The 21,545-nt window shown below is 48.4% G+C and carries 19 protein-coding genes; 10 read left to right on the forward strand and 9 right to left on the reverse strand.

Annotated elements, in window-relative coordinates; translation table 11 throughout:
* Both AAHB90_RS29100 and AAHB90_RS29105 read right to left on the reverse strand, forming a co-directional pair.
* The gene (locus AAHB90_RS29100; RefSeq protein ID WP_342088819.1) at nucleotides 1-915 is read right to left on the reverse strand and encodes a DUF58 domain-containing protein; all 915 of its coding nucleotides are present in this window, start codon (nucleotides 913-915) and stop codon (nucleotides 1-3) included.
* Nucleotides 916-922: 7 nt separating this feature from the next.
* Entirely contained in the window at nucleotides 923-1,378 is a 456-nt protein-coding gene (locus AAHB90_RS29105; RefSeq protein WP_342088820.1) for a septal ring lytic transglycosylase RlpA family protein, read from the reverse strand.
* Nucleotides 1,379-1,618: 240 nt separating this feature from the next.
* On the opposite strand from AAHB90_RS29105, the gene AAHB90_RS29110 reads away from it, so the two are divergent.
* Together AAHB90_RS29110 and ychF are read left to right on the forward strand one after the other, a co-directional pair.
* Entirely contained in the window at nucleotides 1,619-1,966 is a 348-nt protein-coding gene (locus AAHB90_RS29110) for a DUF3276 family protein (protein WP_019942161.1), read from the forward strand.
* 162 nt (nucleotides 1,967-2,128) lie between these two features.
* Nucleotides 2,129-3,229, forward strand: a complete 1,101-nt coding sequence (gene ychF, locus AAHB90_RS29115; protein ID WP_342088821.1) for a redox-regulated ATPase YchF — start codon at nucleotides 2,129-2,131, stop codon at nucleotides 3,227-3,229.
* 60 nt (nucleotides 3,230-3,289) lie between these two features.
* Here ychF and AAHB90_RS29120 read toward each other — a convergent pair whose 3' ends face one another.
* Together AAHB90_RS29120 and AAHB90_RS29125 are read right to left on the reverse strand one after the other, a co-directional pair.
* On the reverse strand, nucleotides 3,290-3,685 hold the full coding sequence (locus AAHB90_RS29120; RefSeq protein WP_342088822.1) for a hypothetical protein: 396 nt from the start codon (nucleotides 3,683-3,685) through the stop codon (nucleotides 3,290-3,292).
* Between the two features lie 13 nt (nucleotides 3,686-3,698).
* On the reverse strand, nucleotides 3,699-4,979 hold the full coding sequence (locus AAHB90_RS29125; RefSeq protein WP_342088823.1) for a type IX secretion system plug protein: 1,281 nt from the start codon (nucleotides 4,977-4,979) through the stop codon (nucleotides 3,699-3,701).
* 98 nt (nucleotides 4,980-5,077) lie between these two features.
* On the opposite strand from AAHB90_RS29125, the gene AAHB90_RS29130 reads away from it, so the two are divergent.
* Complete coding sequence (locus tag AAHB90_RS29130) at nucleotides 5,078-5,656, forward strand: Uma2 family endonuclease (protein WP_342088824.1); 579 nt, start codon at nucleotides 5,078-5,080, stop codon at nucleotides 5,654-5,656.
* Between the two features lie 38 nt (nucleotides 5,657-5,694).
* Here the strand turns inward: AAHB90_RS29130 and AAHB90_RS29135 are convergent, their stop codons facing one another.
* Nucleotides 5,695-7,641: an ABC-F family ATP-binding cassette domain-containing protein gene (locus AAHB90_RS29135; RefSeq protein WP_342088825.1), complete on the reverse strand. Its 1,947-nt coding sequence runs from the start codon at nucleotides 7,639-7,641 to the stop codon at nucleotides 5,695-5,697.
* Between the two features lie 108 nt (nucleotides 7,642-7,749).
* Between AAHB90_RS29135 and AAHB90_RS29140 the strand changes: the two genes are divergently transcribed.
* The 5 genes from AAHB90_RS29140 (at nucleotide 7,750) to AAHB90_RS29160 (ending at nucleotide 15,743) form a co-directional block, all read left to right on the forward strand.
* The gene (locus AAHB90_RS29140; RefSeq protein ID WP_342088826.1) at nucleotides 7,750-8,337 is read left to right on the forward strand and encodes a precorrin-2 dehydrogenase/sirohydrochlorin ferrochelatase family protein; all 588 of its coding nucleotides are present in this window, start codon (nucleotides 7,750-7,752) and stop codon (nucleotides 8,335-8,337) included.
* A 284-nt stretch (nucleotides 8,338-8,621) separates the two neighbouring features.
* Nucleotides 8,622-11,981, forward strand: a complete 3,360-nt coding sequence (locus AAHB90_RS29145) for a SusC/RagA family TonB-linked outer membrane protein (RefSeq protein WP_342088827.1) — start codon at nucleotides 8,622-8,624, stop codon at nucleotides 11,979-11,981.
* Nucleotides 11,982-12,011: 30 nt separating this feature from the next.
* Nucleotides 12,012-13,484, forward strand: coding sequence for a RagB/SusD family nutrient uptake outer membrane protein (locus tag AAHB90_RS29150; protein WP_342088828.1), 1,473 nt, complete (start codon nucleotides 12,012-12,014; stop codon nucleotides 13,482-13,484).
* Between the two features lie 15 nt (nucleotides 13,485-13,499).
* Nucleotides 13,500-14,429 (forward strand): zinc-binding metallopeptidase, encoded by a 930-nt coding sequence (locus AAHB90_RS29155; protein WP_342088829.1) that lies wholly within the window; start codon nucleotides 13,500-13,502, stop codon nucleotides 14,427-14,429.
* Nucleotides 14,430-14,435: 6 nt separating this feature from the next.
* Nucleotides 14,436-15,743, forward strand: coding sequence for a DUF4302 domain-containing protein (locus AAHB90_RS29160; RefSeq protein WP_342088831.1), 1,308 nt, complete (start codon nucleotides 14,436-14,438; stop codon nucleotides 15,741-15,743).
* A 13-nt stretch (nucleotides 15,744-15,756) separates the two neighbouring features.
* On the opposite strand, the gene AAHB90_RS29165 is transcribed toward AAHB90_RS29160, so the two are convergent.
* Together AAHB90_RS29165 and AAHB90_RS29170 are read right to left on the reverse strand one after the other, a co-directional pair.
* Entirely contained in the window at nucleotides 15,757-16,536 is a 780-nt protein-coding gene (locus tag AAHB90_RS29165) for a glycosyltransferase family 2 protein (protein WP_342088832.1), read from the reverse strand.
* Complete coding sequence (locus AAHB90_RS29170) at nucleotides 16,526-17,770, reverse strand: glycosyltransferase family 4 protein (protein ID WP_342088867.1); 1,245 nt, start codon at nucleotides 17,768-17,770, stop codon at nucleotides 16,526-16,528. Before AAHB90_RS29170 ends, AAHB90_RS29165 begins: the two co-directional genes overlap by 11 nt.
* Before the next feature lie 131 nt (nucleotides 17,771-17,901).
* Here AAHB90_RS29170 and AAHB90_RS29175 point away from each other — a divergent pair, with 131 nt between their 5' ends.
* Nucleotides 17,902-18,810, forward strand: a complete 909-nt coding sequence (locus AAHB90_RS29175; protein ID WP_342088833.1) for a class I SAM-dependent methyltransferase — start codon at nucleotides 17,902-17,904, stop codon at nucleotides 18,808-18,810.
* Nucleotide 18,811: 1 nt separating this feature from the next.
* On the opposite strand, the gene AAHB90_RS29180 is transcribed toward AAHB90_RS29175, so the two are convergent.
* Nucleotides 18,812-19,321 carry an ORF6N domain-containing protein gene (locus tag AAHB90_RS29180; RefSeq protein WP_342088834.1) on the reverse strand — a complete coding sequence of 170 codons (510 nt, stop codon included), beginning with the start codon at nucleotides 19,319-19,321 and terminating at the stop codon, nucleotides 18,812-18,814.
* A 138-nt stretch (nucleotides 19,322-19,459) separates the two neighbouring features.
* Here AAHB90_RS29180 and AAHB90_RS29185 point away from each other — a divergent pair, with 138 nt between their 5' ends.
* A complete protein-coding gene (locus AAHB90_RS29185; RefSeq protein ID WP_342088868.1) occupies nucleotides 19,460-20,725 on the forward strand; it encodes a nucleotide sugar dehydrogenase in 1,266 nt (421 codons plus the stop codon).
* 7 nt (nucleotides 20,726-20,732) lie between these two features.
* On the opposite strand, the gene AAHB90_RS29190 is transcribed toward AAHB90_RS29185, so the two are convergent.
* Nucleotides 20,733-21,539, reverse strand: coding sequence for an FkbM family methyltransferase (locus AAHB90_RS29190; protein WP_342088835.1), 807 nt, complete (start codon nucleotides 21,537-21,539; stop codon nucleotides 20,733-20,735).
* Nucleotides 21,540-21,545: the final 6 nt, after the last annotated feature.

Consider the following 21,545-nt stretch of genomic DNA (forward strand, 5'->3'; position numbering starts at 1 on the left):
TTACCGCATTTTGGAATGCTTCACTAAATAGGCGAGCAGTACAGGGTCGAAGCCTTTGGCAATATCCGCTTCGATGAAGTCGATCTTGTATTGCCCGCATTTCAGTTTCAATTTCTGATAAAAATCACCTACAAACTGTTTGTAAGACTCGCGTACCTGGTCGGGTTGAACTTTTATCTTTTCTCCTGTTTCAAGGTCGACAAACTCGTAGGGGCGGTTTTCGAAAGCGAAATTCTCCTCGGTTCTGCGGTCGGTGACGTGGAAGAGCAGTACCTCGTGGAGGTTATGGCGTAAATGCTGTAATGCGGAGAAAATCTTTTCTGCTTCTTCCAGATTATCGAACATGTCGCTGAAAATGACGACCAGCGAGCGCTTGTGAATCTTTTCGGCAATCTGGTGCAGGACATCTGCTACGGAAGTTTTCAGCAGCGGACGATTGGTTTGCAGCTGCTGTTCCAGTTCGAGCATGATCTTGTGCACGTGCGAGGGCGTGGACTTGACCGCTGTTTGTACTTCGATCTGTTCAGCGAATGTGCAGAGGCTTACGGCATCTTTCTGCCGCTGCAACAAATAGGTGAGGCTTGCTGCGGCCATGACGCTAAACGTCATTTTGCCATAGTTGTCTTCCGGGTAATACATAGAAGACGACGTATCGAGCAGGATATGGCAGCGGAGGTTGGTTTCTTCCTCATAACGCTTGACATAAAGCCGGTCGGTCTTGGCAAAAACCTTCCAATCGATATTTCGCGTGGATTCGCCTGTATTGTAAAGCTGATGTTCGGCAAATTCGACTGAAAAGCCGTGAAAAGGGGACTTGTGAAGACCGGTAATAAAACCTTCTACCAACTGTTTTGCAAGAAATTCCAGGTTTCCGAATTCTCTGACCTTGGCCAGATCCAGTTGGCGGACACTCATTTTAGCATCAAGGCTTACTTCTCATGGAAATGACTTTGCCCGATTTGGGGTCGATTTCTTCGTTGGGTGACAAGAGCACCATTCCTTCCATTCCTACAACCCTTATCGAAACGTTGGCGACACCTTTGGCGAGAATGCCCAGCAGACGGGCTGCTTCTTTACTGAGATCGATTACGCGGTGCTTTGAAAACGGCCCGCGATCATTAACTCTCACGATCACTTTCTCGTCGTTTTCCAGATTCGTCACTTCAAGCATGGTATTGAGCGGATAGCTCCGATGGGCGGCCAGCAATTCACTGCTTTTGTGTACTTCCCCGAAAGAGGTTTTCCTGCCGTGAAACCGTGCCGAGTAGTAGGAGGCATTTCCGGTTTCCGTTTTGCCGAGTTTTACCTGCGCGAAGGCTTCCGGTAACAGCGCGACAAACGCTAATATGGTGAGAATCAGAATTCGACGATTAGTCATAGTTCTGTATTTAGGTGAAACATAATAAGGTAAAAGTTCCTTATCTCATATCTTCCTTTGGTGTTTCGGGTCAATTTTAAAACCCACGAATTTCAAAACTAGTAAAAAGATTTTAAGAAGCCAGCAAAAAATGCGGTTAATTTGAAATCCATCCTGCCGCATAAATGTAACCCGCAACTAACAAATCGCTAATATGTTCCGGTTTTTTTGGAAGCAGCAATAAACTTTATATTTTAGCGTTTGGAAACCTATTTAAAACTAAACATAGTGGAAGACAGAGAGCAAATCTACTCCAAAAGGGTCAGGGCGGGAAAACGGACTTACTTCTTTGATGTTCGCTCTACGCGATCTAACGATTACTATCTTACCATCACAGAAAGCCGTCGCCACCCTCAGGGAGACGGATTTACGTACGAAAAACACAAGATGTTTTTGTACAAGGAGGACTTTGACAAGTTCGTGGAGGCATTGAAAGAAGCGGTTGATCACGTGAAAACAGAGTTGATGCCAGAGGTTGACTTCTCGCAATTTGAATCCAAGGGAGACGAGGTAGACGTAGTAGGAGAGTCGGACCTTAAGTGGGATTAAGAAATTAAGATATTAAGTAGAAGCCTTCGCAATTGATTACGAAGGCTTTTGGTTTTTGTACCTGCTAAATAGTAATTTTGCGAAAATTATTATTCAGCAGGCGGGCATGCTTTGCTTTTTCAGGCAAACGTGAGGCCGCCGTTCACTGCTTACCATTCATATATGAGTCTTCAATGTGGGATTGTCGGATTGCCGAACGTTGGGAAATCCACCCTTTTTAATGCCATCTCTACCGGCAAAGCCGAAGCTGCCAATTATCCTTTTTGCACCATAGAGCCCAATGTGGGTGTTGTGACCGTTCCTGACGAACGCCTGGATACCCTTACCAAGCTCGTTAACCCTCAAAAGGTGATCCCTACGATCATCGAATTCGTGGATATCGCAGGTCTTGTGAAAGGTGCGAGCCAGGGCGCGGGGTTGGGGAACAAATTTTTGGCCAATATCCGTGAGGTAGATGCAATCGTACACGTGGTACGCTGCTTTGCCGACGACAATGTGGTGCACGTGGAAGGCCGCGTCGACCCGGTTTTTGATAAAGAGATCATCGATGCGGAGTTGCAGCTGAAAGACCTGGAATCGATCGAGAAGAAGATCCAGAAGACGGAGAAAGGTGCCCGCGCAGGTGACGCCAAAGCGAAAGCCGAACTCGAATGGCTGAAAAAATATAAGTCGACGCTGGAAGAAGGGAAGAATGCAAGAAGCGTTGAGATCGATCCGGAAACCAAAGAATCGGTTATCGGCGATCTGCAACTGCTTACTGCGAAACCCGTGCTTTATGTAGCGAACGTCGACGAAGGTTCGATGCTGACTGGAAATGAATATTCAGAAAAGCTGAGAGAGGCTGTAAAGCACGAAGGTGCCGATGTGATCGTGCTTTGCGCGGCTATCGAATCTCAGATTTCTGAAATCGAGGACCCCGAAGAGCATGAAATGTTCCTGAGCGAATACGGATTGACGGAATCAGGGCTGAGCAAGCTGATCAAGGCTTCTTATGCGCTTTTGAACCTCATTACCTACTTCACAGCCGGTGTAAAAGAAGTGCGGGCATGGACGATCGTGAAAGGCTGGAAGGCGCCGCAAGCAGCGGGAGTGATCCACAGTGATTTTGAAAAAGGATTTATTCGTGCGGAGGTGATCAAAATTGCCGATTACGAGCATTATAAAACTGAACCCGCGGTGAAAGAGGCTGGTAAAATGGCGGTGGAAGGCAAGGAATATATCGTGGCGGATGGTGATATTATGCACTTCCGTTTTAATGTGTAATTTCAGATAATGTCATTCAGAAATGAAGGAGCGGCAATGCGCCGCTCTTTTGTTTTCATACTAATCCTCATAGTAGTCGGGCGCGTCTTTATGAATGACAGCCCTTAATGTCTTCGCCATATGCAGAATGGTATCCACTTTGTAATGCGCTTTCTTTAGAATCTCCGGATTGTGGCCCTCGTTGATGAGCTGCATGAACATTTCGCGGAGAAATACCAGATCATCGATATTCTGTGAAAAATCCTCGACGATATACATCTGAAATCCGCGGTCATTCAGCTGCGGGAAATACAGTACCAGATAAAGGTCAGTCTGCACATAGAAGCTGATCACATGACTGGCTTCAAAATTGACAGGCATTTCATCGTGATCGACTAAGCAATCGACAATGTAATTCTCGTCGTTGGTGATCGAAAGGTTCGAGGTGAGGTAAACGCTGTTTGCTGACGACTTCATAACGTTAAGTGGTTTAACGCCGCCGGTTCCATTCAACGGTGCGATAACCGACGAGCAGATCGGCACGGCTTGCCGGCGGACGGTGATAGATCAATATATCGTAATCGTTCTCTGCAGCTGCGAAATTTCCTTCAATGTAAGACTCGTCGGGCTTCTGGTTGCTTTTGACCATGGTGTAGTCATAGTTGATCACGCCCTGCTTTACCATCATTTCGACCTGGTATGCCTGCGCAGTAGCGTCGTATGTCATTTTATTACGTTCGGTGAGCTGCCAGAGATTGAAGGCACCATTGACATAAAACGTCGCGCCCGGATCTTCCTCCGTTTTTAATGTAAACACGACCGGCGTATAATCCGCCTCTACGCTTCCGCGCCCCGATTCCCGCTGATCTACAATGTACTGGCCATTGAAATCGTCGATTTGTATATAAGGCACGTGAGCGCGGGGTTTATCGGGAAAAAGGAACAGCTTCGTGAACTCATCCGTTCGTTCGATCTCATTCACGCCATAACCACGACCGGTAAGCGAACGGCTATCAAAATACCTGAACTCATTTCCGCCCTGGAAAGTGTTTTCAAGGTCAAAAAATGTGTATTCCAATCGCTGGTCGAACGGGCGCACATTGGTAGGCTTATAGTTTGTCTTCGCCTGGTCCCAACGGAAATTCTTTCGGATTACCACTTTCAGGTCGGTTTGTGGCGCAATGAGCTGGTAGCCTTTATAGTCTACCGCAAAATCGATCTGCTGATCGGAAAACTGCTGCTCAATTCCCTGCGAAAAGCGGGCCTGTGCAGTAATGCTCACGCGCGGTTGGTAATGCATGAACCGCCGGCTGAACATTAGTTTTCTGTCACGCTCGGAAAAAACATAGATTACATAATTGCCGGGGAGCTTCAATTTGGGTAATTCAAAACGGTAATGTGTGTAGGGCACTTTCGTACTGAACGACTGATCATAGGTATTGACGGGATACTCGTTGAACTCGTAGGTGAATTCAATGTCGTTCAGACTGGATTTGGTCCAATCGGCATTGCAATGGATGATTTTGGCCCGGTAACCCTCCGGCTGGCCGGTCATGTCATCAAATTCCAGCACGAGCGGCGCAGGGTTGTTGAGTGGGGTAATGGGTGGAGTAAGGAGCCGGGTGGGCGTTTCAGGATCGTCGAGGGCCGGGTACAGCAGAACGGTTTTGATCTTGTCCTGGTAAATAAAATCTTCCAGGCGAAGCCCCTGCGGCTGCGCATAAGCATGTGTGCAAAACAGAAAAAGGATTATTGGCAGTACTAAACGCATCTCGGGATTTTTAAATGGAAACGTAACTTTTTACTGTAAGGTACATAGAGTTTGGAAAAGGTGATTTGAACATTATTAACTATTTTTGATTAGAAACCATGTCAGCAGTCGCAATCAAAATGTACACAGAAGAGGAATATCTTGAACTGGAACGCACCGCCGAGTACAAAAGCGAGTACTATCGGGGGGAGATATTTGCGATGTCCGGGGCGAGTCGTTATCACAACCGGATCACGGAAAACTTATCGGGAGAAATTTACCTGGAGTTGAAAGGAAAGCCCTGCCAAAGCTTTTCACGCGACATGCGTGTTCATATTCCGGAAAATACGCTGTATACCTATCCCGACTTACTGATAGTTTGTGGTAAACCGGAGTTTTTGGATAAGCAAACGGACACACTGCTTAATCCTTCGGTGATTATCGAAGTGCTTTCGCCCAGCACAGAAGGGTATGATCAGGGAAGGAAATTTCATTTATACCGAAGTCTACGGACGTTGACGGAATATGTGCTGATCGACTCTCAGGATATCAGAGCTGAGGTGCATCGAAAGGGAAGCGATGGTCTATGGATATTGGCCTCGGAAGCAAGTGATATCGAAGGCAGTATTGAGATTGGTCACATCGGTCTGACATTAAAAATGGCAGATATCTACGCGCAAATCGAAAAGCTGGACTGACAAAAAGGGAGCCATTTCTGACTCCCTTTCGAATTTTCCTATTTTCCCGAAAGCTCCTCCACTTCCAGCATCAGATTCTCCCAATCCTCGGTACTCTTTTCCAGTTTTTGCTTGATGTCCACGTAAAAGCGGTTCATCTCAGCTAATGCAACAGAATCGTTGTAAATCTTCGGATCGGCCAGTTTACCTTCTGTTTCTGCTTTTCTTATTTCGAGATTGTTAATGGTCTCTTCCAGTTCCTCAATCTGTTTTCTCGCTTTTTTCAGCCTTTGGGCGTCTTCATTGGATTGAGGCTTGCCATTGGTCTTATTCTGATTGGAGGGTGCAGGCTGACTTTTTTGAGGCGGCGCACTGCTTACAGCTGCTTTTTCACTCACAGCCGACTGCAATCCGCGCTCCTCTACCCAGATTTCATACTCTTCGTAAGTGCCCGGATATTCCTTGATCTGATGGTCTTCAATATACCAGATCTTGTTAGCAATGTTTTCTACAAAATACCGGTCGTGGGAAACGACGATGTAACTGCCCTCATATTGCTGCAATGCCTGGATCAGGATATTGACCGATTGCATGTCCAGGTGGTTCGTTGGCTCATCGAGAAGGAGGAAATTCGCTTGTGAAAGCAAAACCTTAGCCAGTGCGACCCGTGATTTCTCACCACCTGAAAGCACTTTAATCTTTTTAAATACATCATCACCTGTAAAAAGGAAGCACCCCAGAACCGTCCGCAATTCGGTTTCGGTCTTGGTCGGGTTGGCATATTTTAGTTCCTCTATCAGGTTGTGTGCTACATTCAAGGATTCGAGCTGATGCTGGGCGTAGAATGTAAATGACACATTATGTCCCAACCTTCTTTTGCCTTCGATTGGCTCGGTACCTGCTACAATGCGCAAAACGGTGGATTTACCGCGGCCGTTGGCCCCGATGAGCGCGATCTTATCGCCCCGCTCCATGCTGACATTGGTTGCATCAAGGATCACTTTGTCGCCATACGCCTTGGACGCATCTTCGAGCTGGAACACGTGACGCCCCGGCTGGGTAGTGAACTGGAAGCGGAAATGCACTTTCGCATTTTCGTCCATTACTTCATCCACAACGTCCATCCGGTCCAGCGCCTTCACGCGGCTTTGCACCTGGCGTGATTTGGTGGCCTTTGCCTTGAATCGCTCGATAAAACGCTCAGTCTGGCGGATCTTGGCCTGTTGGTTTTCATAAGCGCCTCGCTGAATATCGTTACGCAGCGCTTTTTCTTCGAGGTAATAGGAGTAGTTACCGGCGTAGTAATTGAGTTTTCCGCCTGAAACTTCCACAGTCGTATCAATGGTATTGTCAAGGAACTGGCGGTCGTGGGAAACTACGATGACAGCCCCTTCGTAATTTTGGGTGTATTTCTCCACCCATTGAATCGAAGGAAGGTCGAGGTGGTTGGTTGGCTCATCGAGCATGAGGAGCGACGGCTTTTGCAAAAGCAGTTTCGCGAGCATTACGCGCATCCGCCACCCCCCCGAGAACTGGCGAAGCGGCAGGTTCAGGTCGGCAGTCGAGAAGCCCAAACCTTCGAGGATCGCTTCGGCCTTGGATTGTACCGAGTAGCCGTCCAGAGCCTCAAATTCATCTTGCACGCGGGCAAGCTTGTCGACAAGGTCGTCACTGTAATTATGTTCCATGTCGTGCAGGATCTTGTCCATCTGCACTTGCAAAACATTTTGCCTTTCAAATGCCTGCATAGCCACCGAAAGGATCGAATCTTCGGTTTGGTAGGAAAGCAAATCCTGGTTAAGGAAACCGATCGTACAGTCGCCGGCCTTGGAGATCGAACCAGCGTCGGGCTGGAACTCTCCGTTAATCATGCGCAGGAGGGTAGACTTGCCGGTACCGTTCAGCCCGATAAGTCCGATCTTTTGTTTTGGCTTGATATGTAGTGAGGCGCCGTCGTATAGTGCACGGTCGCCCAGGAAATAACTGAGGTTCGTAATCGCGATCATGGTGCAAAGGTACGGGGAAAGAAGCAGATAGAAAAAGCGCGATGTTGGAATAGTTATAAAGGCACTCGCAGTGTCGTAATGAACGGGTTATTTGTGTAAATTTGATTAATGAACAATCTCTTCCCGATATTCCTGAAACTCGAAAACCTGCACACGCTCATTGTGGGCGGCGGCTATGTAGGTTTAGAAAAAATTACAGCAGTTCTCGACAACGCCCCGCTCGCACGTGTCACGCTCGTGTCACCTGAAATCCGGGAGGAAATAATGGACATCGCAACCGCCAATTCCCGAATAAATCTAATTGTACGGAAGTTTGAGGACGAGGATCTGCTGGAAAAGGACCTGGTGATCGTCGCGACAAACGATAAGGCGGAAAACAAACGGATCTGGGAAACCGCCCGTGCCCGGCATATACTCGCGAATGTGGCCGATACGCCGGATATTTGCGACTTTTACCTCTCCTCGGTGGTCAGAAAGGGGAACCTGAAGGTGGCTATTTCCACGAATGGAATGTCTCCTACATTTGCCAAACGGCTGAAAGAGGTTCTCGGAGAGGCGCTCCCCGATAACCTGGAAACGGCTATGAAGCAGCTCAAAGCGGTCCGTGATATGCTGAAAGGTGATTTTGCTTCAAAAGTCGACGAGTTGAACCGCATTACTTCGGTTTTGACAGAAAAGAAAAAAGATGCTTCCTGAAACTGCTTAAATCGCATTCCCGGGACAATAAAATGCGATTAGGCCATGTTTTTAGAAAGATATTTGTTTAAATCCGGCTACGCAGTTCCACAATGTCGGGATTTTGTGCGTATTGGCTATATTCTTTTGCTTTTTTACGATTTGCTTGAATTTAATTTTTGTCACCGCCAGGCGTAGAATGTTTTCGCTTTTCGTGCGATAATCCGTATTATTGAATCTATTAATTTTTAAACCCGCTTTGGGCGGACGGACAGTTATTTGGAGTTAGACTTATACTTATTTATATGAATCTTTTCTATCGGATCAGTGGCCTGAGTCGGCTTATTGCGTTGCTCCTGGGTGTCTTCTTTCTGTCCGTTTGCACTTCTCCGTTTTCTTCCTTTGCATTTGCCGCCGATATCGACGTCAGGGGTGTGGTGAAAAGCACTACCGGCGAGCCATTGGTCGGGTCGACCGTGCGGGTGAAAGGTGTACAGAAAGGCACGGTTACCAATGAGAAAGGCGAGTTTTTGTTGCAGGGCGTAAACGACAATGCAACCCTTGTGATCAGCATGATCGGCTTTTTACCCAAAGAGGTGAAGGCGGCCCGGAACCTGACCATTGAACTCGCAGAAGATGCCGTGGGCTTACAGGATGTGGTTGTGACCGGGTTTCAGCAGATAAACAAGGACAAGTTCACCGGGTCGGCGGTAACGCTCAAAACGGACGATGTGAAAATCGACGGTCTGCCGGACGTCAGCCGGATGCTGGAAGGCCGTGCGGCCGGTGTTTCGATCCAGAACGTCTCCGGTACTTTCGGGGCGGCGCCTAAAATCCGTATCCGCGGAGCGACCTCGCTGAATGGCGCCAACAAACCGCTCTGGGTGATCGACGGAGTTGTACAGGAGGATATTGTAAATATTTCAAATGATCAGCTTTCCAGCGGCGACCCTACCACATTGCTGGGCTCGGCCGTAGCGGGCCTTAATCCGAACGATATCGAGACTTTCGACATATTGAAGGATGCCGCCGCGGCTGCATTGTACGGCGCCCGCGCTATGAACGGGGTGATTGTGATCACGACCAAAAGAGGAAAGAGCGGCAAGCCGGTGATAACGTATTCCGGTAATTTTAGCACGCAGCTGGTACCTTCTTACCGGAATTTCAACATTATGAATTCGGCGCAGCAGATGTCTGTGCTGGGCAACCTGGAACGGGCCGGTTATCTGGGTACGGATGTCCTTTCCAAGCCTGACTACGGCGTTTATGGAAAGATGTACAATCTGATCCAGGTAGGCAACGAGCAAGGAAATTTTGACTTAATGAACACCCCGGAAAAGAGGAGGGAGTTTTTGTTAGGCTACGCGAAAGCGAATACCGACTGGTTCGATGTACTTTTCAAGCAGAATTTCATCCACGAACATTCCCTGAGTGTTTCTTTTGGAACGGAGAAGTCCAACTCTTATGCGTCAGTTAGTTACCTGGACGATAATGGCTGGACGATCGCGGATAAGGTAAAGAGGTATACCCTCAATTTTAACAATAACTACCAACTCTCCGATCGTCTGAGCATTGGTTTGACAACCCTGGCTTCGGTCAGACGCCAGCAGGCGCCGGGCTCATTGAGCAGAAGGAGTAATCCGGTTGAGGGCAAGTTTGACCGCGATTTTGACATTAATCCGTTCAGTTATGCATTGAATACCAGCCGGACGCTCACTGCTTACGACCAGAACGGCAATCTTGAATTCTTTAGAAGAAATTTTGCTCCGTTTAATATCATTTCGGAGCTCGCCAACAATCGGCTTAATTTGACATTAGCGGATATCAAATTACAGGGAAACCTTTCCTACAAGATCACGGACCACCTGAGCTATGATTTCCTTGGCGCGTTGAGATACATTCAGACGGGCCGCGAGCACATTATCACTGAGCACAGCAACATGGCGAATGCCTACCGGGCTGCCGACAACGCTACCATCGCTGCTGCCAACAAATACCTCTACGTTGACCCCGACGATCCGAACGCAAACCCGGTGGTAGTATTGCCTAGCGGTGGCTTCTATAACCGTAATGAAGACCAGATGCTTTTTTACAACGTCAGGAACAACCTGCGGTATAACCAGAAATTTGGTGAAAGGCATGAAGTGAATGCGCTGGTAGGGCAGGAGGTGAAATTCACCAACCGCCAGAATGCCAATAACACCGGCTACGGGTTCCAGTACGACCAGGGAAGTACTCCTTTTGTGGACTACCGTATTTTGAAACAAACCATTGAAACCAACTTCCAGTACTACGGGATGCAAATGGACTACGAACGTTTCGCGGCCTTTTATGGAAGCCTTGGCTACACGCTGGACGGGAAGTATAATGTAACGGGCTACGTGCGTTACGACGGTTCGAACCGCTTCGGGAAGTCGGCGATCGCGCGGTGGCTGCCTACCTATACCATAGCCGGTTCCTGGAACTTCGACCGCGAGAATTTTTTCAAAAACCTGAGTTGGCTGAGCATGGGCCGTTTGCGAATGAGCTATGGGCTTTCTGCGGACACCGGCCCTGCCACCAATGCGGCGGTGTTGTTGCAAAGTATCATCACACGCCGGCCTTACGCGGATGAGAAGGAGTCGGCTATCCAGCTTGCGTCGCTGCAAAATACCCAACTTACCTGGGAGAAATTGTATAGCGGGAACGTCGGACTGGATGTCGGGCTGTTTGCCAACCGCATCAATTTTACATTGGATGGTTACGTTCGCAACAGCTTCGATCTGATCGACCAGATTAAAACGTCAGGTATCGGCGGGCAGATTTACAAGGTTGCCAACTACGCCGACATGGAATCCTATGGTGCAGATTTTTCCGTCGACGGTGTATTGCTAAAAACCCGCGACTGGGATTTCCGATCGCGTATTACCTTCGGCTACTCGCACACACTCATTACAAACGTGGATAACAGCCCCGGCATTTTCGACCTGGTGAAAGCCGAGGGGGCCAATGTGAAAGGTAAGCCGGTGCGCAGCCTTTATTCGATCGATTTTAGTGCATTAAACCCAAAAACGGGCGTTCCGATATTTATTAATGAAAAAGGCGAAGTGAGCTCGGATGTGTATTTGCAGGACCAGAATGTGCAGTATCTCAAATATGAAGGGCCGGTCGATCCGCCATTTACCGGTGGTTTTAATAATACACTGGTCTATAAAGGATTTACGCTGAACGTATTCTTTACATACCAGGCAGGAAACAAAATTAGGCTCAATCCATTGTACCGGAATGCATTCAGTGATCTGGATGCAATGCCGAAAGAATTTTACGACCGCTGGGTGATTCCGGGCGATGAAAAATTTCCCGCAAAACCCTCGATTTCCGATCAATTTGAATTGCTTTACCTGCAAGGTACCTATCCCTACAACGCGTATAACTACTCGACCGAACGTGTGGCGAAGGGTGATTTTGTACGGTTAAAATCGGTTTCGCTGGCGTATAAGTTGCCGTTGCAGGTCATTTCCCGCTACGGATTTAAAGCGGCGAGCATTCAGGTGTCGTCGATCAACCCGTGGTTGATTTATTCGGATAAAATGCTGAAAGGGCAGGATCCGGAGTTTTTCAACTCGGGTGGTGTGGCGCAGCCTGTTCAAAAGCAATTCACTGTGGCTTTGAAACTGACATTATAAGTTCTGCGGATGATTTCATGAATTAATGATATGACTACCATCAAAAAAATAAAATCAATCGTGCTCATCCTTCCGCTTCTGGCCCTGGCCGGTTGTGAGGATTTCCTCTCGAAGGAGCCGGATAGTACGCGGGCAATTATCAATACTCCGAAGCAGGTGTCGCAATTGCTTACGACAGCTTATCCGCAGGCTGGCTACATTGTGTTCTCGGAAGGGATGAGTGATAACGTCGCCGACAAGGGGCAAGGCCAGGATGATAAGACGAATCGTGGTTCGTTCCTCTTCGAAGTAGTGGAGGCAACCGTGGATGAGCAGGATTCGCCGGACCAATATTGGGCTGAATGCTACCGGGCTATCTCCGTAGCGAATGAGGCGCTGGACATTATCAGCAAAGTTGCCGATCCTGAAAAATACAATGCGCAGAAAGGCGAGGCATTGCTGGCCCGGGCATATGCGCATTTCATGCTGGTCAATTACTATTGTCAATTTTTTGATCCGCAACAATCCAACGACAGTCCGGGGGTCCCGTATGTTACGGTACCGGAAAATGTCGTGATCAAGCAATACGAGCGCGGCACGGTGGCCGGCGTGTACCAGATGATCGAAAAGGACTTGCTGGAAGGACTTCCGCTGATCAGCGACGGCTCTTATACCGTGCCGAAATACCATTTTAATATCGCAGCCGCCAATGCATTTGCGAGTCGGTTTTACCTGGTTAAAAAAGACTACCAAAAGGTATTGCAATACGCAAATGCCGCATTCCCGGGCAGTAGCTTTGCTGAAAATCTCCGCCCGTGGAACACTACTTATTCGAGCCTTTCGCCGGAAGAGTTGTTCAGGCTCTATTCCCGTGCTAACCAGAATGCCAATTTGCTGCTTATTGAAACCTCATCGACTTACGGACGTTACGTCGCTAACTATCGATATGGCATGACCTATCCCAAATGGCAGGAAATTTCGGACAGTGATCGGATTATCACCGGAAATGCAGGCTGGGCTTACCCACTTTACTATCGGGGAGAGAACAATTACTTTGTCCCAAAACTGACGGAGTATTTCGTTCGCGAGTCTGTCAATGCGGAAATTGGGCTTCCTTATGTGATGTTGCCCGCTTTTACCGTGGAAGAGGTGCTCTTCAATAAAGTGGAAGCCAATGCTTATCTCAACAATACGGCCGCTTGCCTCGCCGACCTGAATACGTACATCAGCAAACGGGTCGATAATTACAATGAGTCCGCGCATAAGGTGACCGCCGCCAGCATGCAGAGCTATTTCAGGAAGAACAATGTCAGAGACAACATTATCGAAACCGTGCTGGCATTCAAACGCATCGAGTTCGTACAGGAGGGAATGCGTTGGTTTGACATTCAGCGTTACAAAAGGACGGTAACACATGAAACCCGGAGCGGATCGGTCATTTCGGTTCCCGCTGGGGACAACCGCAGGGTATTGCAGATCCCGCAGACGGCAGCACTTTCAGGCATAGCACAGAATCCCAGGTAAGAAAGCCATTCAAACATGAAAACGATATTCAGATATTTTACCTATTGCATTGTTGCCGCGTTGCTGGCGAGCATGACTTCCTGCAAGGAAGAGGACCTGGGCAATGTGGACGACATTCCCGGACTGGGGGGCGACGTTTGGGCCCAGGGGCCGATTGACAAGTGGATTCAGGATAGCCTGGTGGTTCCTTACAATATCTCCGCAAAATATAAATGGGACCAGTTCGAATTCGGGAATTTGACCAAAAACCTGGTGCCACCGGATGAAGCACAGGTAATTCCGTTGCTCAGCACAATTAAAAAGGCGTGGACGACCCCTTACGTAGAAGAAGCGGGGAAGGTGTTTTATAACAAATATTCACCCAAATTCTTCATTCTATCGGGTAGTAATGAGTATAATGTCGAGTCTGGTTCTATTACCCTCGGGACCGCGGAAGGCGGCCGGAAAGTGATTTTGTACGGGGTAAACCTGTTCAAGATTAAGGGAATGCAGGGCTACGATCCTGGAAGGGACTCTTCTTTTGTAAAAGACTGGTTCCTGCACACAATCCACCACGAGTTCGGTCACATTCTGCACCAGACGGTATTCTATCCGGTGGAGTACAAGAATATTTCAAAAGCGTATTACCAAGGCGGGAACTGGATCAACTGGAGTGACGCCGATGCGCGCCGGGACGGCTTCATCACCGCTTACAGTTCGTCGGCCTTCGACGAGGATTTCGTGGAGATGATCGCGATGATGCTTACCGAAGGAAAGGCGGGTTTCGACAAGATCGTAAATTCCATACCGGAAGGGACGAGCCCCAGCGGCGTAACAAGGGCGCAGGCGCAGGCCGCATTGCGGCAAAAAGAGGCTATTATTGTAGCTTATTACAAGAATACCTGGAAGATTGATTTTTACAGTCTGCAAAATAAAGTGCGGACTTCGATGAATAAACTTTTTTGATGCCCGATGAAGAGATCACTTTTATATCTGCTGTTTCTGACCACTGTTTTCTTCTCCTGTGAAAACAAAGACGATACGGTATTCGAAGAATCGGCGGACGTGCGTCTGAATGCGGCGCTGGCTTCGTATGAAAAGCAGCTCGTAGAAGCTCCTTATGGCTGGAATGCAGTCATTTTTCCGGGAGGAGGAGGTAGTTACGGGTTTTATTTCAAATTCGATGACAAGAACCGGGTGACGATGTACTCGGATTTCTCCGATGCTTCGGCTGCCAAACCGAAGGAAAGCAGCTACCGGTTGAAGGCCATGCAAACGCCTTCTTTGATATTCGACACTTACTCTTACCTGCATGTGTTGGCCGATCCTGACAACGAAGTCAACGGCGGTACATTGGGAGAAGGCCTTCTTTCCGATTTCGAATTCAGTATTTATGGTGATTCCATCACCGCGGACCGGATGGCGTTCGTTGGCCGTAAAAATCAGAGCCGCCTCGTTCTTACCAAGGCGACACAGGCGCAGGCGACCGCGTATGGAAACGGGGATATGGCCAAAGTGCTTGTTTTCAATAATATTGCTAAATACATTCCTTATTTCAAGCGGGTAACGCTGGGTGCCAATACCTATGAAATTACTGTCAGCCAGAGCAACCGGACAATCTCACTTACCTGGCTGAACGGCAATGTGCCCAAGACTTTCAGCACGAAATACTACTTTACGACGGCGGGTGTCTCGTTCGTATCCCGGCTGGTAAACGGCTCGCAAACGATCACCGGTTTTAGCAACATTACCTGGAATACCAACTCGACCCAGGTCGGGTTCAGCGGCGGCGGCGCGAGTGGGGTTGTAGTGAGTGCGATCAAGCCGATATCCGTCGATCTGGCAGCTGCGAGAAGGTGGTGGCAGGCACCTGTTGAATCCGGTGGCGATTGGCGGTCGGAGAATGGTTTCCACGTCAATGGGGTCGACGACGCATTCAAGGTGAAGGATTTGAAAGATGAAGAAGGCCGGCCTTACGGATTCTATATGTACGCGCCCGCTTTCAATGCCAGGTATGACGCTTTTGCACCTATTTTCTATGATGAAGATGGGATTTATCTTGACTACGGTCACGCACCGGCAAAGCCAACATTTACTGCCGACGGCCGTGTGATATTTACTCCAGTCGGGGAATTCGGAGTTATTCCGAAGGGCAGCGGTGCCGAAAAATCAGGCGATCTTCTATACGACGCCAGCGGCTTCTACCTCATTCAGACATCGGACGAAACCTACGACATGGTAAGTGCCAAGGATGCAAAGGCATGGATTAGCTGGCAATAACAGGAAGCAGTTACTACCAGTATTTCCCGTTCTTTTTGGCAAACCAATATCCCCGCCAGAATATGCGCAGGTGGTTGAATAGCGTTGGTACAAGTCCAAAATGCTTTTTAAGCACCTTATACCGGTCGATAAGTGAACGGCGGTGGTTTTTAACCGATAGCCCGCCCAAAAGGTAGCGGCATAAAATGAACGGCAGAAACTCTACCTTCTCGGCCCGTTTCAGGCATTCGATTTCCCAGTCGATGTCGGCACTGAGATTCTCGTATTCGTAAAACGGGGCGATATCTTTCCGTGCTATAAATGCCTGATGGCAGACTTTCATGCCCAGCGCAAAGTCCTGCCAGTGAAGGTTCGCCGGCAAGGTATGGGGCGTGAAACGGCTCCGGAGACCCACTTCAGTCCCATTCTCAACAACCATCATGGCGTCGCTGTAATATACGGCAGCGCCGCTTTCGAGCAATGATAGCAGGTTTTGAAGGGTCTGGTCACCATAAGCCTCGTCCCCTGCATTCAAAAACCACACGTATTTCCCCGACGCCAGTCGCAAGCCCTTATTCATGGCATCGTAAAGCCCCTTGTCTTTTTCGGATATAATTTTGAAGACAAAATGGTCGTACCGGCCGGCAATGCTGAGTGTACGGTCGTTCGATCCGCCGTCGATAATCAGGTATTCCAATAGTGAGGGATTCTTCACATTAGACAAAGCCCTGTCCACGCTGTCCAATGTCCGGCCGAGGTATTTTTCGGCTTGGAAAGTTACGGTGATGATTGTTAGCAGCGGACTATTGGCCATGAAGCAGCGAGTCGTAAAGTTGGGAATATTGCCTGGCTACCACCTCTTCCGAATAGTGTTGCAAGACTTTTTTGCGTGCCTTCTCCGACACCGTGCCATCCGTATTATGTTTCAACACCCACTGGATGCCTTCGGAGAGTGAAGGAGCCGATTTAGATTCTGCTATAAAACCGCTTTCCAAATGCCCGATCATTTCCGGAATGCCGCCCGTACCGAACCCTATGGCAGGTGTGCCACATGCCATGGCTTCCATAATTGTGTTTGGCAGGTTGTCTTCGAGGGACGGGACGATGAGCGCGTCGGCCGCATTATAAGCCTGCACCATTTGTTTCATATCCGATATTTTACCCAAAAAATGAGCCTTCACGGGCATGTCTGCGAAGTTCTCGGCTTTTCCTTTACCCAGAATCATTACTTCCGCGTCGGCCAGGCCAGCAGAGCGCATGGCTTGCTTAAAATAGGTAAATCCTTTACGGGGATCTTGTGTGTTGGCACCCGCAAAAAGAAGTAGTTTCTTGTCGACAGGCAATCCCAACGCGTTCCTGGCCTCAATGCGGTTACCGGGCTTAAAAAAGTTGGTATCGATGCAATTGGGGATCGTCCCTGAGGGAGTGCTATTTGTCAATGCGGCTTTTTGAACCAGGTTATCCAGCCACTGGCTGGGCGAAATGAGCGTAAGGGGCGCATTTTGGTACAGGGCTACCTTTTTTTCGAATTGAGCAAAGGCAATATCATATTCACCCGGCTTTTTGAGATACGGGCAGTAACGGCAATGGGTGAGATAGCGTTCGCAGCCCCGGTTGTAGTGGCAGCCACCGGTAAACGTCCACATATCGTGCAACGTCCAGACGATCGGTTTTCCGAGCGCAAACAATTTTTCCAGCGATTTTAGTGAGAGAAACCCGAAATTGATCCAATGCAGATGAATGATACTTGCCTCTTTTACGAGCGGATGGTCGGCAATATCGGTGCCCACAGTTGCCGGAGAAAAAGCAAAACGGACCGACTTGTCTTTTTCATAGGGAAGAAAACTTAGCCGTTCCAGTACAAAATTCCCCCAGGCTTTTTTCGATTTCCACGGGCTATCTGCCCACGCGGCGGTTTGAGGGCCGGGCCGGGATATTTGCGAAACCATCAGATGCGAATCGACGCCGACATTGAGCAATGCCTGGTGCAACCTTGCCGCAGCGACCCCGGCACCACCTTCCCAGTGAAAAGTACTCAACAGAAGCACCATTTGATCGCTATCGATAATTCGTGTTTGGCAGGATATCCTTTTTTAGATGGGTAAAATTAATAGTTCTGCCTTTAAATAATTTTTATTCGATGAAACTATCTTTATCGCCGAATCAGTAACCCGGAAACATGTCAAGCGAAAAACGAAGCCACGAGGCGCACTCGGAATGGTATGAATTGCAATTTGGAACGCAGGAGGCGAAAAACAAAGTCATCGAGCTTTGGGAGTATGACAATGCAAATCAGACCATTAATCACTGGATTCACAAGCGCATGCTGGAACTGACGAATCCGTTCGTGCAGGAAAAGAAATCGTGGCTTACGGTGGGGGACGGTTACGGGTTCGATGCGAATCATTTTTACAGGAAAGGGTTGGATTCGACCGCCAGCGATATTGCCGGTACTTTTTTGCCTTTGTCGAAAGAAAGGGGATTTATTGAAAAATATGCGATTGAAAATGTAGAGCATCTGACTTTTGCAGACAATAGCTACGACTACGTTTTCTGTAAGGAAGCCTACCACCACTTCCCGCGCCCGTACCTGGGCGTGTACGAGATGTTGCGGGTGGCGCGCGAGGCTGTTATATTGGTAGAGCCTCATGACCCGATTTCGAAAATGCCCTTTCTGCTCGCTATGAGGAATATTTTCGACCGTTTCGATACCAAAGCATTGCAGAAGTACTGGAAAAACAGGTATTCATTCGAAACGGTGGGGAACTACGTTTTCAAATTGTCGGAACGCGAAATGGATAAGCTTGCAAATGGGATTGGTCTGCCGGCAGTTGCATTTAAAGGCATTAACAATAACTATTATCACCCGTCCTATGGGCGTGAAAAGGCGGACGATTCGTCGGCGGCATTCAGGAAGATCAAGCGCAAACTCGCATTGCACAATTTCCTGGTAAAAGCTTCGCTAATGCCCTCGCAAGTGCTCTGCGCGGTAATCTTCAAGAAACTGCCTTCGGAGCAGGTGATGGCGGCAATGCGGCAGGAAGGCTTTCAGGTGCACATTTTCCCTCCGAATCCCTACGCGCATTAGTTCAGGGATTGTTTTTCTGTTTAAAACCTACCGGACTCCTTTCCTGGTTGGGTGATTCCAACAGGTAGCTAAGCGCCTGATGAATGTCCTGGAATTTAACGTGCATCTCGTCTTCCAGTTTATCGATCCGCATTTGTAACTCTTTTGAATCCAGGTAATGCTGGCGAATGTTCACAAATGCGCGCATGATCGTAATATTGACCTGTATAGCCTTATAACTGCTCAAAACGCTCGACAGCATGGCTACGCCTTGCTCGGTAAAAGCGAATGGCAGATACTTGGAGTGCCTGCCTTTCCCTCTCTCTAAGGTCACAATTTGTGACCTTAGAGATGTGTACTCTTCCCTTGTCAGCTCGAACATGAAGTCGTCGGGGAAACGCTCGATGTTACGCCTGACGGCCTGTTTTAAGGCCTTGGTTTCAATTTCGTAGAGTTCAGCCAAATCGAAATCCAGCATCACTTTGCTTCCGCGCAGTGTATAAACTTTGTTTTGAACAACCAGTAATTCCATAATGATTAACAATGATAGTTGTGACCACTTTAATGAAATACGCTCACTTTCCACTTTGGTCACTCACTTATCGATAATTTTTTGGTAGGCCGAAATATGCCTAGTTTTATGGTCCAACATTCATTCATGTACCTTTCAATGCTACCCGGATCAGATGTCAGAATTGCCGTTATCGGACTTGGTTATGTCGGTTTGCCGCTGGCTGTGGCTTTTAGTAAGAAATACCCGGTAACCGGCTTTGATATCAGTAAAAGGCGTGTGCAGGAGCTGAAAGACGCTTACGACACCACCAAGGAAATTTCACGGCAGGACTTGCGCGAGGCGGTTAACCTCACATTTTCATGGGACGAAACGGCGTTGAACGGTTGTAACGTGTTTATCGTAACCGTCCCCACGCCGGTGGACCATTATAAAAAGCCCAACCTTACTCATTTGCTGAAAGCCAGCCAGGTAATCGGGCAGACGCTGAAAAAAGGCGATGTGGTGATCTATGAATCGACGGTTTATCCGGGCTGTACCGAAGACGATTGTGTGCCCGTGCTGGAACGGGAAAGCGGGTTGAAATTCAATGAGGACTTCTTTTGCGGATATTCACCTGAACGCATTAATCCGGGAGATAAGATCAATACCTTCACTAAAATCAAAAAAGTGACATCAGGATCGACGCCCGAAACGGCGCGGTTTGTCGATAATTTGTATTCGTCGGTGATCGAGGCAGGCACACATCTGGCTTCCAGCATCAAAATAGCAGAGGCTTCGAAGGCTATCGAAAACGCGCAGCGGGATGTCAATATCTCATTTGTGAATGAGCTGGCACTGATTTTCGACCGCATGAACATCGATACCACCGAGGTGCTCGAAGCTGCTGCTACGAAATGGAACTTCCTGCAATACAAGCCGGGGCTTGTGGGCGGACATTGCATTGGTGTGGACCCGTATTACCTGGCGTACAAGGCGGAGTCGCTGGGTTATTACCCGCAAGTAATTCTTTCCGGCCGCAGGGTAAATGATATGATGGGGGTGTTTGTGGCTAACAAGCTGGTGAAGCTCATGATCCGCAAAGGACATAAGATTGAAGGGAGTCGTGTGCTGATTCTGGGCATTACCTTCAAAGAGAACTGTCCTGACATTCGCAATACACGCGTAATCGATGTTTACCGCGAGCTGACTGATTTTGGAATGCAAGTGGAAGTACACGATCCCTGGGCATCGGGCGAGCAGGTGCTGGCAGAATACCACATCGCATTGCTGGATAAGCCTGCCGACACTTACGAGGCAGTTATTCTGGCCGTAGCGCATCAGGAATTCCGCTTAATGGAGTTCAGCGAATTTACCGCGCCGGATTCAGTGATATTCGATTTGAAATCGGTATTGCCACAGGAAATGGTGGATTCGCGGCTTTAATAGCCGCTTATTCGCGCCAGCCGAAGATATTCAATTGCAGGTCCATCACATTGTTGCCGCGATATTTGTGGTTCACAAAAGGCCGGAGGCGATGCTGGTTGGTATCCACATAATACCGGAAGCCATTTTCTTCAAAAACCTTCACCACGTCCGCAAGGCCCTGCGCATTGCCGATGTAGGAGTGGAATTCTACGAAAAGATTCTGCACATGCGTCAGCGAGCCACGGCAATCGCTTAACACGTCGATTTCAGCCCCTTCAATATCAATTTTCAGAAAGTCAATGCGGCTTTCCTTGTCCAGGAAGTCTTTTAAACGAACCGAATCGATTTTCCGCTTTTGAGCGGTTGAGTAAATCGAAGAAGAATCCGCTGATTCGCTGCCGAACCAGATGCCTTCCTCATTAGTCCATACGGCCTTATCAATGATTTGAACATCGGCAATGCCATTGTTTTCCAGGTTTTGGCGCAGCAGCGAGGCGATTGCTGGTTCAGCTTCGAACGCCAGCAGCCTTGCTTTGGGAAACAACTTTTTGAAATACAGAACGCTCATTCCAATATTGGCACCGCAGTCGAAAATGACGGGCTGAGGTTGGGTACTTTCAAAATAATAAAACTCGTCGGCGAAGATTTCCTTATGCTGCCAAAGAAACGACATTGTATCGGGTACGGTCAGTTTGAACCCGCCAAATGCAACTTCTGTCAGCTTGTAACGCTCGCGGTTGCCGTATTTAAGCAGCAGCGCCATAAACTCCCGGTTCCGGACGGAGCCGAGCGCGTGATAAGGTTCTTTAAGCAGGTAGCGAAGCCAGTACATATATAT

This window comes from Dyadobacter sp. OTU695 (assembly GCF_038440355.1).
In the GTDB taxonomy this organism is placed as follows: Bacteria; Bacteroidota; Bacteroidia; order Cytophagales; family Spirosomataceae; genus Dyadobacter.

Excerpts from the sequence above, each read along its gene's own strand:
- AAHB90_RS29100 (WP_342088819.1), bottom strand. The coding sequence starts at position 915 with ATGAGTGTCCGCCAACTGGATCTGGCCAAGGTCAGAGAATTCGGAAAC.
- AAHB90_RS29105 (WP_342088820.1), bottom strand. The coding sequence starts at position 1,378 with ATGACTAATCGTCGAATTCTGATTCTCACCATATTAGCGTTTGTCGCG.
- ychF (WP_342088821.1), top strand. The coding sequence starts at position 2,129 with ATGAGTCTTCAATGTGGGATTGTCGGATTGCCGAACGTTGGGAAATCC.
- AAHB90_RS29120 (WP_342088822.1), bottom strand. The coding sequence starts at position 3,685 with ATGAAGTCGTCAGCAAACAGCGTTTACCTCACCTCGAACCTTTCGATC.
- AAHB90_RS29125 (WP_342088823.1), bottom strand. The coding sequence starts at position 4,979 with ATGCGTTTAGTACTGCCAATAATCCTTTTTCTGTTTTGCACACATGCT.
- AAHB90_RS29130 (WP_342088824.1), top strand. The coding sequence starts at position 5,078 with ATGTCAGCAGTCGCAATCAAAATGTACACAGAAGAGGAATATCTTGAA.
- AAHB90_RS29135 (WP_342088825.1), bottom strand. The coding sequence starts at position 7,641 with ATGATCGCGATTACGAACCTCAGTTATTTCCTGGGCGACCGTGCACTA.
- AAHB90_RS29140 (WP_342088826.1), top strand. The coding sequence starts at position 7,750 with ATGAACAATCTCTTCCCGATATTCCTGAAACTCGAAAACCTGCACACG.
- AAHB90_RS29145 (WP_342088827.1), top strand. The coding sequence starts at position 8,622 with ATGAATCTTTTCTATCGGATCAGTGGCCTGAGTCGGCTTATTGCGTTG.
- AAHB90_RS29150 (WP_342088828.1), top strand. The coding sequence starts at position 12,012 with ATGACTACCATCAAAAAAATAAAATCAATCGTGCTCATCCTTCCGCTT.
- AAHB90_RS29155 (WP_342088829.1), top strand. The coding sequence starts at position 13,500 with ATGAAAACGATATTCAGATATTTTACCTATTGCATTGTTGCCGCGTTG.
- AAHB90_RS29160 (WP_342088831.1), top strand. The coding sequence starts at position 14,436 with ATGAAGAGATCACTTTTATATCTGCTGTTTCTGACCACTGTTTTCTTC.
- AAHB90_RS29165 (WP_342088832.1), bottom strand. The coding sequence starts at position 16,536 with ATGGCCAATAGTCCGCTGCTAACAATCATCACCGTAACTTTCCAAGCC.
- AAHB90_RS29175 (WP_342088833.1), top strand. The coding sequence starts at position 17,902 with ATGTCAAGCGAAAAACGAAGCCACGAGGCGCACTCGGAATGGTATGAA.
- AAHB90_RS29180 (WP_342088834.1), bottom strand. The coding sequence starts at position 19,321 with ATGGAATTACTGGTTGTTCAAAACAAAGTTTATACACTGCGCGGAAGC.
- AAHB90_RS29185 (WP_342088868.1), top strand. The coding sequence starts at position 19,460 with ATGCTACCCGGATCAGATGTCAGAATTGCCGTTATCGGACTTGGTTAT.
- AAHB90_RS29190 (WP_342088835.1), bottom strand. The coding sequence starts at position 21,539 with ATGTACTGGCTTCGCTACCTGCTTAAAGAACCTTATCACGCGCTCGGC.